Genomic DNA, 15,491 nt, shown 5'->3' on the forward strand with positions numbered 1-15,491 from the left:
CCCTCCTTCCGTAATTTTGCAAATCTACTTTATTTTAAATATTATTTTACATTCACAAATTAAATGCTACTTCATAGATTTACTCATTATATATGTAAGTGCTTTTTTTATAATGTCTTCTGTATTCATACCATCTTTTTTACATTTTTGAACTGCCTCTTTTGATTCTGCTAAGGTATACCCCAAAGCTACAAGTGCATCTATAGATTCATCTTGAGATATGAAAGTAGGTTTTTGTGATAATAATGTTGGTTCAAAGTCTATATTATTTTTATCTACTTTATCTTTAAGTTCTAAAACGATTCTCTCTGCTGTCTTTTTACCAACGCCTGGAGCTTTAGATAGTTTCCCAACATCTTCGCTTAAAATATAAGCTCCTAGTTGCGCTGGTGATGCAAATGATAGTATTGAAAGCCCCACCTTAGGTCCTATTTTTGATACAGATGTAAGCAATTCAAACATCTTTAATTCTTCCCTGCTTGCAAAACCGCAAAGACTCATATCATCTTCTCTTACTATTAGTTTAGTATATATTTTTGCAGTATTCCCTATTTGCAAATTCATTATTGTATTGGATGACACATTTATCTTATATCCTATATCATTGTTTTCAACAACTATACTGTCTATATAAATTTCTTCTACTGTACCTTTTATATAACTATACATACTTCCCACCTATATTCTTTAAAGTTTTTTCAAGTTTATTTGAATGAGCATGGCAAATAGCCACAGCTAGAGCATCTGCAACATCATCTGGCTTTGGAACTTTTTTTAAACTTAAAAATGAGGTTACCATCTGTTGAACTTGTGCTTTGTCTGCTCTACCATATCCAACTACACCTTGTTTTACTTGAAGCGGAGTGTATTCATATATTGGTTTACCATTATGTGCACAAGCAAGCATAGTAACCCCTCTAGCCTGTGCTACTGTTATAGCAGTCTTTACATTCTTGTTAAAGAATAGTTCCTCCATTCCAACTTCATCTATATTGTAATTCTTTACTATTGTATCAATTCCTTTATATACAAGTTCTAACCTCTTAGAGATATTCATATGCGCAGGTGTTGTCACTGCTCCATAATCTATTACTTTAAATTTACTATTTTTATATTCAATTATACCATATCCAACTATGGCTATACCTGGGTCAATCCCCAATATCATCATTTTAAAAAATTCCTCCTAAAAATAAAAGAAATACCAAAATGTATTTCTCATAAAAACTTATGTTCTAAATTATTATACCCTGAACCTCCCACGACTAAAATCGCAGAGTTCGATTACGTTCAAAATAACCTAAGCTACTTTGATACGTACAGGCGTGTCCAGTTCGCCCCTACTGTATAGTCCATCTAAGGACACAACATTACTTTTTCTCAAAATATTTAATGCACCATTAACATCAGCATTTAAAATCATTCCTTTTTTAGTTTGATACAATCCTCTTTTAATTCTTTTTCCAGAGAACTCATACTCCTTTGGATTATCGTCATTATAAGCTGGTATAATATCTTTATCAAAAAAGCTAGCTTTGGAAGTATAACTTTCTTCTTGTTTTAAAAAAGTAATTCCATATAGTTTACATAGATATTCTAATTTATCACGTAATTTACCAAAAGGAATATGTACAAATGTTTGATTATTAACTTTCCCGATATTACTTCTGTATTGAAAAGTTTCATTATACCCACAAACTAAAATACCAATATCATTTTTTAAACAATAATTAATAATAATACGAGCTGTTTTAGCCATATAATCATTTACTTTATTGTTTCGATTGCGAGTATTCGATTTTTGTTGATTGGTATTTCGTTTTACATAACCCTGTAAATCTTTAATACTTTGAAGTCGTGCATTTTGTTTATTATACCATTGATTTATTGATTTTAAACGCTTTCCATCAACAATAAAACTTTCACCAGTAGAAGTAATACAAGTTGCTAAATTATTAATTCCAAAATCAATGGCTAGTACTTTGTTTTTATTTAATTTTCTTTGTTCTTCTTTCACTTCGTAAGTGTATTGAATTTCAAAGAACCTAGCTTTTGCTTTTGGTATAATACGAATTTCCTTAATTTTCTTATCTTTAAGAATTGGCGGAATCGTTATTATAACTTTTTTATGTTCTTTTCCAAATTGACGTGAATATGGAATTATTAATTGATTATTATTTAATCGAACAAAACCAATGACAAGTGTAGTAAATCCATCTTTTGGAAGATAATGTGGTAATTTTATATCTTTGAAAGAATATTTACCTTTTTTCACTAATTTAAGTAGTCCAAAAAAAGACTTAAATGAACCATCTACTTCCTTCAAAATTTGTTGAGCCATATTGGAATTTAAATTTTTGTAATTAGGACTATCTTTCAGAAGAACATAATTCTTTTCATAATTTAGATATTCGCCTTCTTGGAAGTAATATTGCCTAATATTATAGATTGCTTCATTAGCTAAATTTTTAGCTATACGAGAAAGCTCTTTAATATTCTTATAATCTTCCTTTGAAAGATGTTTTACCTGCTGTTTTACAGTTAAATACATGATATATATCACTTCGCTTTCTAAGATGATTATAACATATCTTTACTGTAAAGCCAATGTTTTGGTAAAAAACAATGACAGTAGAGAAAATTTAACCTGTAGCTAAATTCTACATTAGTCGTATTAGAGGCTGTCGTTCACATAAGCTTTAGAGGTTTCCAGCAATTCAAGTGGTATATTGGATAGATTGTTTACTATCTCTATGTACAAACTTCTCTATACGCTTACTATTTCCCTAATTCATCTCATGACTAAAGTCACGAGTATTCTTAGAGATTTAATAAAATCAAATAAAAAAGTTATATCAAAGCGAACTTCTCACTCCAATATAACTTTTATATTTAGTACAAATAAATTATTGTATTTTAATAGGCATTAAATATGTTTTGAATCTTAATATCAATTTGAAATATTAACTTGCAAAATCTTCTAATCTTGAATAGGCCTCTTCCTCTGTATCCATAACTACACCTTTTTTAAGTTCATCTTGAACAGTCTTAGGAAGTGAATCTACTCTTATTTTAGTTTTTTCTACTAATGTTTTATTTCCAATATCATCATATTTATACAATGCTATATTTCCATTATCATTTTCAATTGTATATTTACCTTTTATAGTAGTGTTCATTGCTTGTACATCTTTATTATCACTGTTTTTAGATTCTACTAATATGATTTCATTTTTATCCATACTCTTTATTGTTTTAGTTGGATATTCTTGCTTAAAATATGATACTATTTCTGATTTTGTCTTATCTAATAATGACTCTGGAACTACTCCAGCCATTGTAAGTACTCTCTTATAGTTAGTTTCATTCTCACCTTCGCTTTGAAGCCAAACTTCGCAGTTTTTATTTAATCCAAAAGCTTCTTTTGATTCTTCATTCATATTCGCACTAGCACTTACAACTTTACCAGTTTGAACTCCATTATTTTTTAACTTTGTTCCTATATAAACTCCACTACTTAATACAAATACTCCTACTAGTACTAATGCAGATATTTTCCAAGGAAATAATTCTTTTTTCTTCTTTTCAAACATTGATTACGCCTCCTTTTTCTATTATTTTCTCCAAGCTGTAAGTTTTTATACAATTTAGGTAAATTTTAGAAGAAAATATATCTGTATTTCAAATTAATCTAAAAATAGATATCTTCTAAAAGGAAGTTTTCTCTTAAAGGTTATATTCTTGCAATTATATGGACATAATTTATAATAAATAATAGTTTAGGAGGTAATAACTTTGGAAAGAATCAATTGTAATGTAACTAACTGCTCACATAATAACAGCCATATATGTTATGCAGATAAAATTTTTATAAATGGTGAACAAGCCCATAATGATAGACATACTTGCTGTAGTTCGTTTTTAGATGAATCTATTTATAGTAATCTATCTAATAATGTTAACAATAGAAATTGTGAAGAATTAGTTTGTAGTGTCAAGACTTGTAAGTATAATAAAGATGGTAGCTTATGTAATCTTGATAATATAGTAGTAGCTCCTGAAACTGATAGAGTAAATCTTTACACTGAAACATGTTGTTCTAGTTTTAAATGTAAATAAACAAAATATAAATAATATAAGGGTGTCAAAGGTAATCAAAACAATATACTGTAGAGTATCTACAGATATTGATTTGATTATACTTGACACCCTTATTTATTTTAAATAAAATCTCATTATTATAGTTTTGCATATAATATTATAATTGCAATTAAATTTGATAAATTTCTATAAATTGGTATAATCAATATGTAAATTAAATTTAAAGTAATATAGTTAATTGTGAAAGAAAATACCAGATATATAGTATTATATAATGTTATATTAACTAGAAATGAGGTGCTTATGAGTACATTTTATATCCAATTTCTTTATTTTGTAATTTATAGTTTTATAGGGTGGTGTTGTGAGACTACATATTGTTCTGTTTTACAAAAACAATTTGTAAATAGAGGTTTTTTAAATGGGCCATTTTGTCCTATATATGGATTTGGAGCACTAGCAATAGTAGCTACATTAACTCCTTTTGTTCATAATATTCCCTTATTATTTGTGTTTAGTATAATTATCACCAGTATAATGGAGTATTTTACAAGTTTTGTATTAGAAAAAATATTTAATATGAAGTGGTGGGATTATTCCAATCACAAGTTCAATATTCACGGAAGAGTGTGCCTAGAAAATTCACTTATGTTTGGTGTGTTGTCATTAATTGTAATGCTGATAATACATCCTATTGTAGTTGATTTCATAGATTATATTCCTAAAAATATACTATTTATTCTTGGTATATCCATAGAAATTTATTTTGTTTTAGATTTAATAATTACAATACACACAATTTTACAATTAAATGGTAAATTAAAACAAATCAATCTTATAATTAAGGAATTAAAAGATAAAAAGGAATACTACAAAATTATTACACAAGAAACTATTGAGAATAAACTTGAGACTTTGGTTGAAAATAGACTTGAGACTTTAGAGGATAGATTTGAAATATTAAAAGAAAGAGAAAATTATCGTTATGCTAAAAATAGAATTGAAGAACTTAAAAACAAGCTTAATACTCTACTATCTAGCCACAAATTACTTCATAGACGTATTATTAAGGCGTTCCCTAATATAAGCTCTAATAAGCATAAAGATATTTTAAATAAAATCAAAGAAGATATTAAATCAATCAAAAAAAATAAATAATCTAAATTATATGCCATATTATAATATAAATATTTATAAATACAAATAAGGTTTAGAATATTATTGATAATATTCTAAACCTTATTTAATATATTCTAAAACTTACTATTGACTTATCCTTATTTTTAAATCAAATCTTCTAGCCCATTAATACTTCAACAGCTTCTCTAAGTGTACTAACTTCTCCAACATTGCCAGGGAAAATTATATATGGCATATTAGGAAATTTACTTTCTTCTCCTGTCATCCATACTGGTATACCAGGTTTTATTTGACCCATTACAGTAGCCTTTTTTACTTTTAGCGCCTTAGTTCCAACATCACTAGATGTAATTCCACCTTTTGCTATAATAAAATTTGGTCTTACATTAAGCATACCAACTATACTAGTTACAGCATCTGAAATTTCTACAGAAACCATAAGTTGTTTATCTTTATCATTCGTATCTAAATCAAAACGCTCACGTCTAGTATACACAGCAACAGTCTTTCCATTAGTTATTTTCTCTTCTACAACTTGTATAACTCTTTTTACTTCATTTTTTAATCCATCTTCTCTCAAAACTAAATGTTGATTAAACTCTATAAATTCTATAGGATGTTTACAATTTTTAAGTTCTTCTAGTTGTTGAGTAGTTTTATTTACATGTGAACCAACAAGTATAATACCTCCATTAGTATTATCTTTTGATACTAATTCCTCTTTAGTAAGTAATTCCTTATCACTTACACCTCCAAGTATCTTTGTTATAGCAGCAGCGCTTCTAAATATAAATTCTTTGCCACTGTTTACTGCACGTATAAACGCAATTGTAAATACCTTTACATCTACATAATCTATTGCATTTACAATGATTTTGTTGAAATTCTTTGCCATTTTAAGCTTTTCTGTTATCCTATCAATATTTAAACTTCTAAGTTCCTCTAATGAAATGTATATCATATCACTAGATTTATATTCTCCATTTGTTTTTTCTTCACACCATTCTCCTATATCAGAAGATTTATATCCAAAAGATTTATCTTTTGCAAATTCAGTCATTCCCGCTGGTACAAGCATTTCTCCTTCTTTTACATAATGTACATTGTCTATCGTAAATCTTCCACCTTCTTTGAAAAATGGCATTATTATTTCACCATCAAATATTTTCCCTGATAATTTTTCCACCTCATTTTTCAACAGATTAGTTTCAAGAGGATAATGCCCCCTCATTGTTGAATCACTTCGGCTTATAATAATAAAATCCTTATTAACTTTTTGAGAAATATCCACAATATTTTTTGAAATTTTCTTATGCACTTCTGTTGTTTGAGAAACTGTAAATCCCCTTGAGTTAGTAAGTATAAAAAACATACTATTTTCTTCATCAAAACCTTGTTCTATGCTATTCTTATCCCAATCAGTATATACAGAAACATCATGAACTGTTTGTACTCCAGTTGGGTCATCATCTAATACAATAATTTTTCTATTTAAATTTTTAAGTTCATTTACAAGTAATTTATTTAATTTATCTTCATCTACGTTCTTAAAAGTATCGAGTATATCTATGTTAATTGAATTGACTTCTCTCACTAAAAATCCCCCTTTATGCAATTTATTACAGTATGCATATGTTTAATATTTATATTTTTTATAAGCCTGGAAGTGGTATAATACCATTTATAACACTAAGTAATAAAACCATTGCAAATGCTGTAATACCAGCTATTGTACCTCCTATTGTCCATGAATTTAAAGTATCTTTAACTGACAATCCACTAAATCTTGAAAGTACCCAGAATCCAGAATCGTTTGGAAGAGAAAAACCAACACCACCAGCACATATAGCAAGCCCTACTAAAACTGGTGACATCCCAGTTGCTAAAATTGTCGGTCCTAAAATTGATGAGGTAGTCACTAGTGCTACAGTAGCAGAACCCTGAGAAATTCTAAGTAATGCACTTAATAAGAATCCAAGTACTACAACTGATATACTAAGTCCAGACATAGTGTCAACTAAGAAGTTTCCTATTCCACTAGCATTTATAACACTACCAAATGCTCCCCCTGAACCTGTTATTAATAGTATCAATCCTGCTGAATCGGCAGCTTCAATAACAACATCTCCCATAGGTTTACTTATGTACTTCTTTAAAAATACTATTGCTACCAATATTCCAAGTAATATTGCTATATTCTTATCGCCTATAAAAGCAAGTATTCCACTCATTTTAGAACCTTTTTCTAAAAACATACTAAATACATTTGATACAAGTATAAGAAGTATTGGGAATAATAAAGAAAACATAGAAACTCCAAAACCAGGGACTTTATTAGAGTTATCATCTTCAAGTTCAATACTCTCTTTTTCTTGTTCTAAATTTTTTTCTCTATTATTTTCGTCAATTGCATAAGCTGGATATTTTTCAAAACGTTTTCCATAAATCCATCCTCCTGCAAGAGCTGCTGGAAATGCAACAATTATAGAATAAAGTATAAAACTACCTACATTTGCATTTACATTTGCTGCAACAGCTAAAGGCCCTGGTGTTGGTATTACAAGTGCATGACCTACTATTGTACCAACGCCTAATGCACATACAAAAACCATAAGAGACTTCTTAGTTACTCTCGAAACATATTTAACTATAGGCATCATTATAACAAATGCAGCATCCATAAACACTGGAATTGAAATTAAAAATCCTGCTGTAGTTATAGCTAACGCACTATTTTTTTCTCCAGTTCTAGCCAACAATCCCTTTGCAATAGATTCTGTTGCTCTTGATTCTGAAAGTATATTTCCAAATATTATTCCAAGTCCAATTACAATACCAATACTACCTAATGTATTTCCAAATCCAGTTGATATTGTAGTTGAAATTTCATTTATAGGCATTTTAACCATAAATCCTGTAATTATTGATGTTATAAGTAATGCCAAAAATGGGTTTACTTTAAACTTGATAATTGACACAAGCAAAATTCCTATAGATATAATAAATGCTATCAAAAGTCCATATCCTGTAATCATAATCTTTTCCCCTTTATAATTTACTTTATTATCTCTTGACCTTATTTTTTCTTTTATTATGATATTGTAACTCTATCATCTCTGTATAATATAATCTAAATCTAATTTTAATAATACATATCTACTATATCATCAATATCTTTGCCCTTAGTTATTGTGTTTTTTTATTTCAACACCTGCTAATTTTTCAAAATATTGAGCTATTCCACCATGGTCATCTTCTAAGTGTCCATGTACTTTTAATGTTTGCATAATTTCTAATAGCTGACTTGTCATAGGTAGTGGCACATCCAAATTATGTGCTGTCTGCATTACATTTTTTATATCTTTTAGATTGATAGATATTTTCCCACCTGGTTTAAAATCACGATTCATAATCATTGGTATTTTTGCATCCAATATTGTACTGCCAGCTAAACCTCCCCTTATCGCTTTGTACACTTTATCTGGGTCTGCTCCTGCTTTGGCTGCAAGTACAAATGCTTCAGATACTGCTGCTATTGTAAGATTAACTATTACTTGATTTGTAAGTTTTGTAACACTTCCACTACCATTATCTCCAATTAAGATAGCTGAGCTTCCCATTATATTAAAGAATGGCTCTACTTTTTTATATACTTCTTCTTTACCACCAGCCATAAAAGCAAGTGTTCCATCAATTGCTTTTGGTTCACCTCCACTTACTGGCGAATCTATAAATTCTAAGTTCATTTGCTTTAATTTTTCTGCACATAACATAGATTCTGTAGGTGTAACTGAACTCATATCTACAATTATACTTCCCTCTTTTAAAGTATTTGTTAAACCATTAGCTCCAAATAATATATCTTGAACAATAGCTCCATTTGGAAGTATTGTAAATACAATCTCACACTCTTCACCTATTTCTGAAAGACTTGCATATTTTGCACCATACGATACAAGCTCATCTACAGCACATTTATTAATGTCATATACTAAAAGATTACATCCATCTTTTAGTAAGTTTTTGGCCATTGGTTTTCCCATTATTCCTAATCCGATAAATCCTAATTTCATTATATACCCCTCCATATTTTCATATTTTTGAAAACGTTTTTTATGATTTAAAGTATACTACACACCAGTATACCGGTCAATATAAAATATAAAAGTATTTATTTTAACAATAAAACACGATTTTTAGATTTATATAATAGATTTTATCTATAATCATTATATTTAACGCATACTATTTATGTTAAATAAACCACACTATTTTTATATTATATTTAATCATACTTTATATTAATTATTTTTCTTTATATCAACTATTTTTATCAATAATTAAGTATCATTCAACTAAACCTTTATTTATATCGCCATATCAACCAATATATAATTTAAATTTCAAAGGATTGACCTTAATTTTACTATGTTGTATTCTTAACATTATATAAGTTTTTGTATTTTTACATTGTTTAGGAGGGGTAAAATATGGCTACATTTAAAAGATTACAAGAACAAGCATATGACTATTTAAAAGAATTAATACTATCTGGTGAAATAATAGAAAATGAAATATATTCTGAAACAAAGCTTGCAAGTGAAATAGGAATCTCAAGAACTCCTATAAGAGATGCTCTTCAAAGACTCAGTCAAGATGGTTTTATAGATATCATTCCAAGTAAGGGTTTCAAAATTCATCAAATCACAGCCAATGAAATTGTAGAGATATTTCAAATACGTTCTGCAATAGAAGGATTTTGTACTTTTTTGATTACGAGCCAATACAAAGAGCCTAGAGCAATTCAAACTATAGATAAATTAAAGTATCTTTTAGATAAACAAAAAGAGATTGTATCAAGTGATAAGAATTTAAACACATTTGCAGAATATGATACTTTATTTCACACAACAATCGTCTCATATGCTCAAAATACTGAATTTGATAAGATGTTCAACAGCTATATGTACAGAATAAAAAAATTAGCTCTTGATTCATTATCACATGAGGGAAGACTAGAAACAACATTAAAAGAGCATACAGATATTTTTAACAATATATCTAATGGATGTACTGAAGATATTTACAAAACAACACTTATTCATATGGAGACTCCTAAATACATCAATTTAGAAGATTTTTGTAATAATAAATTATTTTAATAATCTATTTACATTTACTAAAATGTTATTTATCTCAAATCAATTTCTTATTTATAAAAAATACTCTATAATTATAATGTAACTACTATTATTTTAAGGAGTGATTTTTTTGAACAAAGATACTGTAACTAATGAAACTATTGACAAAGATTATGCTATTGAAGAAGTTCGTATGGCTTGTAAACATTTTGGTGATTTATATTTTTATTTTACCAAAGTATTAGTTGAGGAATTTGGAAATGAAAAAACTGCTGAAATATTAAAAAAAGTTTTGTTTGAAAGATCAGAAGAAAGAGCTATTTCTATGAGAGAAAGAGCCAATGAAAATGGAGATGAATTGATTGCTGACAATATTGCTAGTATAACTGATGTTCCATTTTTAGGTTGGGTTCCTGAATTTGAAGAGTTACACTGTCCTTATGGAGCTTCCTGGCTTTCACGCTTTGAAGAAAATCCTTGGTTTAAGCAGTTTGCATCCCTTTATTGTGATGTTACTGATACCACTGTTGCTGAGGTATTTACAGGAGATACATCACATAAAATAACAAAAAATATTCTATGGGGTGATAAAGTTTGTGAGAGAATATATTTTCATGATGATAATATATCTCAAGGTAAATATACTTACGGAACTAGAAACTGCAAGTAAATAATTTAATTTTTCTATATTTTTATACTATATTTTGTACTTTTTCATATAAATATTATAACTAGTCTTTTATTTTACTTTTGTTTAACTTAAAGATAATTTACTTTTAACTTCTATGAATTAACATATAAGTAATAAAAAATTTATCTTTATAAAATTATAGCCTTTAGGTCTATAATTTACATAATTTTTATACTCTTTATAAAATTTTTTAGAAGCTTCTATTGTTATACTATAAAACTATCTTGAGAAAGGCTGATTAAATGTTTAATAAAATATATGAAAAAAAAGAATTTATAGTTTTTCAAGTTAAAAAAGGTTATGTAGTTTATAATACTAGAAAGAATTTTGAAGAAGGTCATACACACTTAAAACATTTTGAGGCAGCAAAGACAGCTATTGACTTAGCTATAAACAAAAAAATTCCTCGAAGTAAAGACGGATATTATCTAACTAGTTTAATTCGCATAAGTGACGATTGTTATTACATCGATAAGTTAAGTGAGTTATTATATGTCAGAGAACAAAAAGGTAAAAAAGAAAAATACTGCAATTCTAGCTATCAGATATAACAAGATTAGTTGTCAAATATAAATATTTTTAAGCTTAAATATAAAGAGTATCAGTAAGTTTATAAAAAAATAACTTTGCTGATACTCTTTTCAATTCTAACATTATCAATTTAAATTTTAGCTATTATTCAGGCAGATATTTTACTATTCAGATTCTGTATCTGCAAATTGGCTATTATAAAGCTTCTCATAAAATCCGCCTTTTTCCATTAGTTCATCATGATTACCTTGCTCTATAATACTTCCATTATTCATAACCAAAATCAAATCAGCATTACGAATTGTAGAAAGTCTATGTGCTATAACAAAACTAGTTCTACCATTCATAAGATTTCTCATTGCCTTTTGAAGCATCAATTCTAATCTAGTATCAACAGAGCTAGTAGCCTCATCTAATATCAATATTGAAGGGTCTGATATAAAAGCTCTAGCTATAGTTAAAAGTTGTTTTTCTCCCAACGATATATTAGATGCTTCTTCATTTAAAAACATATTGTAGCCATCTGGAAGTGTAGTTATAAAGTGATGTACATTTGCTACTTTCGCTGCTTGTATAATTTCTTCCTTAGTAGCTCCAAATCTACCATATTCTATATTTTCAAAAATAGTACCATTAAATAACCATGTATCTTGAAGTACCATTCCAAACATTGAACGTAAATCTTCACGTCTCATATTTCTGATATCTACTCCATCTACTTTAATAGCTCCTCCCTTTACATCATAAAACCTCATCAATAAGTTTATTAATGTTGTTTTACCTGCTCCAGTAGGACCAACAATAGCTACCATTTGACCACTTTTTATTTCTACATTTAAATCTTCTATTAAAGTCTCACTTTCTCCATATCCAAAATTCACATGTTCAAATGTAACATTTCCTTGTACATTTTCTATCTTAACTGGATTTTCAACATCAGGAGTTTCCTCTTCTTCATCCAAAATTTCAAATACACGCTCTATTGCTGCAAAAGAAGATTGTATTACAGTTGATAATTGTGTCATCTGTGAAAGAGGCTGATTTATTTGCCATATGTAACGTACAAATGCTTGTAAATTTCCAACTGTTATCCCTCCACTCACTGCATATATAGAACCAACTACTGCTACTGCTGCAATTCCAAAATAAGTTACTAATGAAACCATTGGATTCATCATACTTGATATAAATTGTGCCTTAAATCCATTTTCACAAAGTTCTTGATTTACTTTTTTAAATTCTTCTATAGAGTCTTCTTCTTTACCATATAATTTTATTTCATTAAATCCAGTATACATCTCTTGTACTTTTCCATTTAATTTTCCAAGAGCATTTTGTTGTAATGAAAATCGCTTTTGTGATTTTTTTACTATAAACTTAGATACAAAATAACTAATTGGAATTATAAAAAGAGCTATAAATGCCATATATACATTAATTGTAAACATCATAGAAATTGCCAAAATTATTACTAAAATTGAGTTAATAATTTGCATAAAACTCTGTTGTAAGGCATTTGATATTGTATCTACATCATTTGATATACGGCTTAGTACATCTCCAAAACTATTGCTGTCAAAGTAACTAATAGGCAGTTTTCTTATCTTATTTTCTACTTCATTTCTTAAGTCTCTCATCGTATTTTGAATAGCATTTGTAAGTAAAAAACTTGAAGCATACGTAAAAATTGCATTAGCAACATATATACATGCTAAGAGTGCCAAAATTTTTACTACATAGTTAAAATTCACAGATGCTCCTGGTATTCCTTTTGCTATACGAATTACATCTTTAGTTAATTGTGTTATTATTAATCCCTCTGTTTTAGGAGCAATTGCATTCATAGTAGCTGCTAAAATTATACATATAATAGCTATAATAAATGAAAATTTATATTGCTTTACAAATGGAAGAAGTCTACCAATTGTTTTTTTAAAACCTTTAGACTTTTTCATTATTCCAATTCCTCCTTTTTCAACTGAGATGTTGCAATTTCATAGTATATTTCACAATTTTTCAATAATTCCTTATGAGTTCCCATTCCAACAACTTGTCCTTCATTTAGTACTACAATTTTATCAGCATCAATAATTGAGCTGATTCTCTGTGCAACAATCAATACAATTGCATCTTTTGTTTCTTTTTTTAGCTTAGAACGAAGTATTGCATCAGTCTTAAAATCTAATGCAGAGAAGCTATCATCAAATATATATATTTCAGGTTTTCTTATAATAGCTCTGGCAATAGAAAGTCTTTGCTTTTGACCTCCAGATACATTAGCTCCACCTTCACTAATTAATTCATCAAATTTTCTAGGTTTTTTTGATATAAATTCATATGCCTGTGCAACTTTGGCTGAATGTTCTAATTCTGATGTTCCTGCTTTATTTTTACCAAATCTAATATTATTTGCTATACTACCAGTAAAAAGCAATGCCTTCTGAGGTATAAACCCTATCTTTTTTCTTAAAGCCTTTAAGTCATATTCCCTTATATCTACTCCATTTATCTTAATACTACCTTCTGTTACATCATAAAATCTAGGTATCAAGTTAATTAAGGTACTTTTTCCACTACCAGTACTACCTATAAAGGCAACTGTTTCACCAGTCTTTGCAGTAAACGAAATATCTTTAAGCACAGAAGCTTCTCCATCTGGATAAGTAAATGTTACATTGTCAAATTCTATAAGTCCTTTATTTTCAGTATCTTTTACTCCATTTTTAGGATTTTTTATAAGTGGTTCTTCTTCTAAAATTTCTTTTATTCTATTTGCTGAAACTTCTGCTCTTGGATACATGATAAATACCATTGAAAAAAGCATAATTGAAAACATAGCATGGAAAAGATATTCCAAAAACGCAACCAATTGTCCAACTTGAATTTCTCCAATATTTATTTTTTCACTTGAAATCCAAAACACAGCCAAAACAGCTATATTTAATAATAAAAAGAATGCGGGTTGAGTAATTGACATAAGCTTAAACAATTTTTTAGAAACATTAGCATAATATGTATTTGTTTCTTCAAATCTTTTTGTCTCATAGTCATCATTCCCAAATGCTCTGATTACTCTTATTCCCGTTAAATTTTCTCTTGATATAAGGTTTAGTTTATCCAGTCCTTTTTGTTGTTTAGACGATATTGATTGAGAAATTTTTGCTATTACTGCTACTCCAATAATTATAAAAGGAACTGATATAGCTAATACCAAAGAAAGCTCTACACTTGTTCTAATTGTCATGATTATACTTATAATAAACATGACTGGAGTTAATAAAGCTGTTCTAAGAAGTATATTTACAAATTGTTGAATTTGAAATGCATCATTTGTAGTTCTTGTAATCATTGAAGAAATCCCAAATTTATTGTATTCAGTGTGTGAAAATTCTTGAGATTTTTTAAATATATCATTTCTTATATCTCTAGTTACTCCTGTTGATATTTTTGCAGAACAATAACCCAATAATACACTACCTACAACTCCTATAATAGAAATAACAACTATTACTATTCCCATTTGTTTTATGTAAGTTGTGTTTTGATTTGCAATACCATTATCAATTATTTTAGCTATTATTGTTGGTATACCTAATTCAACTAATGCAAAACTAAATATAGCCAGTATATTTAATGCTATTAATAACTTATAATTTTTTAAATAATTTAAAATTAATTTCATATTCTACTCCTTTCTTAATTTTTGAGACAGTGTAATTATTATGTAGTAATGCCAAGCTTATGAATACTTGCTTTTATAAAAAAAGGAGAAAAGAGTTAGTGCACTCTCTTCTCCAGCATATTCTTTTTAATACACCCTCCGATAAGTCGCTTATATGTTACCATATTTGACAAGTAATGTCAATTCATATATAATTTAAGTTTTT

General features: G+C 28.1%; 13 protein-coding genes and 1 pseudogene. 5 read left to right on the top strand and 9 right to left on the bottom strand.

The features are described 5' to 3' along the window. Window positions 1-66 precede the first annotated feature (66 nt). The 4 genes from ruvA to IC175_RS04220 form a co-directional block, all read right to left on the bottom strand. Window positions 67-669 carry a Holliday junction branch migration protein RuvA gene (ruvA, locus tag IC175_RS04205; protein ID WP_227824309.1) on the bottom strand — a complete coding sequence of 201 codons (603 nt, stop codon included), beginning with the start codon at window positions 667-669 and terminating at the stop codon, window positions 67-69. Continuing rightward, window positions 662-1,171, bottom strand: a complete 510-nt coding sequence (ruvC, locus tag IC175_RS04210; protein ID WP_227434427.1) for a crossover junction endodeoxyribonuclease RuvC — start codon at window positions 1,169-1,171, stop codon at window positions 662-664. Before ruvC ends, ruvA begins: the two co-directional genes overlap by 8 nt. A 129-nt stretch (window positions 1,172-1,300) precedes the next feature. Further along, entirely contained in the window at window positions 1,301-2,551 is a 1,251-nt protein-coding gene (locus tag IC175_RS04215) for an RNA-guided endonuclease InsQ/TnpB family protein (RefSeq protein WP_227824310.1), read from the bottom strand. A 412-nt stretch (window positions 2,552-2,963) separates the two neighbouring features. Then, window positions 2,964-3,593 carry a hypothetical protein gene (locus tag IC175_RS04220; protein ID WP_227851163.1) on the bottom strand — a complete coding sequence of 210 codons (630 nt, stop codon included), beginning with the start codon at window positions 3,591-3,593 and terminating at the stop codon, window positions 2,964-2,966. Between the two features lie 202 nt (window positions 3,594-3,795). Here IC175_RS04220 and IC175_RS04225 point away from each other — a divergent pair, with 202 nt between their 5' ends. Next, window positions 3,796-4,119: a DUF1540 domain-containing protein gene (locus tag IC175_RS04225; protein ID WP_227434424.1), complete on the top strand. Its 324-nt coding sequence runs from the start codon at window positions 3,796-3,798 to the stop codon at window positions 4,117-4,119. Window positions 4,120-4,404: 285 nt separating this feature from the next. Further along, on the top strand, window positions 4,405-5,259 hold the full coding sequence (locus IC175_RS04230) for a putative ABC transporter permease (protein WP_227851164.1): 855 nt from the start codon (window positions 4,405-4,407) through the stop codon (window positions 5,257-5,259). Between the two features lie 139 nt (window positions 5,260-5,398). Here the strand turns inward: IC175_RS04230 and IC175_RS04235 are convergent, their stop codons facing one another. The 3 genes and pseudogenes from IC175_RS04235 to garR all read right to left on the bottom strand — a co-directional run. Next, window positions 5,399-6,835 carry a four-carbon acid sugar kinase family protein gene (locus IC175_RS04235; RefSeq protein ID WP_227434422.1) on the bottom strand — a complete coding sequence of 479 codons (1,437 nt, stop codon included), beginning with the start codon at window positions 6,833-6,835 and terminating at the stop codon, window positions 5,399-5,401. A 58-nt stretch (window positions 6,836-6,893) separates the two neighbouring features. Continuing rightward, a complete protein-coding gene (locus tag IC175_RS04240) occupies window positions 6,894-8,276 on the bottom strand; it encodes a GntP family permease (protein ID WP_227824312.1) in 1,383 nt (460 codons plus the stop codon). Between the two features lie 147 nt (window positions 8,277-8,423). Then, window positions 8,424-9,332 (bottom strand): annotated as a pseudogene (gene garR, locus IC175_RS04245) (2-hydroxy-3-oxopropionate reductase); the annotation flags it as partial. A gap of 399 nt (window positions 9,333-9,731) precedes the next feature. On the opposite strand from garR, the gene IC175_RS04250 reads away from it, so the two are divergent. From IC175_RS04250 to IC175_RS04260, 3 genes are all read left to right on the top strand, one after another. Next, window positions 9,732-10,403, top strand: coding sequence for a GntR family transcriptional regulator (locus tag IC175_RS04250; RefSeq protein ID WP_227434419.1), 672 nt, complete (start codon window positions 9,732-9,734; stop codon window positions 10,401-10,403). Window positions 10,404-10,503: 100 nt separating this feature from the next. Further along, window positions 10,504-11,052: an L-2-amino-thiazoline-4-carboxylic acid hydrolase gene (locus IC175_RS04255; protein WP_227434418.1), complete on the top strand. Its 549-nt coding sequence runs from the start codon at window positions 10,504-10,506 to the stop codon at window positions 11,050-11,052. Between the two features lie 263 nt (window positions 11,053-11,315). Continuing rightward, entirely contained in the window at window positions 11,316-11,624 is a 309-nt protein-coding gene (locus tag IC175_RS04260) for a hypothetical protein (RefSeq protein ID WP_227434417.1), read from the top strand. A 144-nt stretch (window positions 11,625-11,768) separates the two neighbouring features. Here IC175_RS04260 and IC175_RS04265 read toward each other — a convergent pair whose 3' ends face one another. Both IC175_RS04265 and IC175_RS04270 read right to left on the bottom strand, forming a co-directional pair. After that, window positions 11,769-13,559 (bottom strand): ABC transporter ATP-binding protein, encoded by a 1,791-nt coding sequence (locus tag IC175_RS04265; protein WP_227434416.1) that lies wholly within the window; start codon window positions 13,557-13,559, stop codon window positions 11,769-11,771. Then, complete coding sequence (locus IC175_RS04270; protein ID WP_227434415.1) at window positions 13,559-15,286, bottom strand: ABC transporter ATP-binding protein; 1,728 nt, start codon at window positions 15,284-15,286, stop codon at window positions 13,559-13,561. The genes IC175_RS04265 and IC175_RS04270 overlap by 1 nt, the downstream gene beginning before the upstream one ends. Window positions 15,287-15,491: the final 205 nt, after the last annotated feature.

The organism is Clostridioides sp. ES-S-0123-01, from assembly GCF_020658415.1.
Classification (GTDB): domain Bacteria; phylum Bacillota; class Clostridia; order Peptostreptococcales; family Peptostreptococcaceae; genus Clostridioides.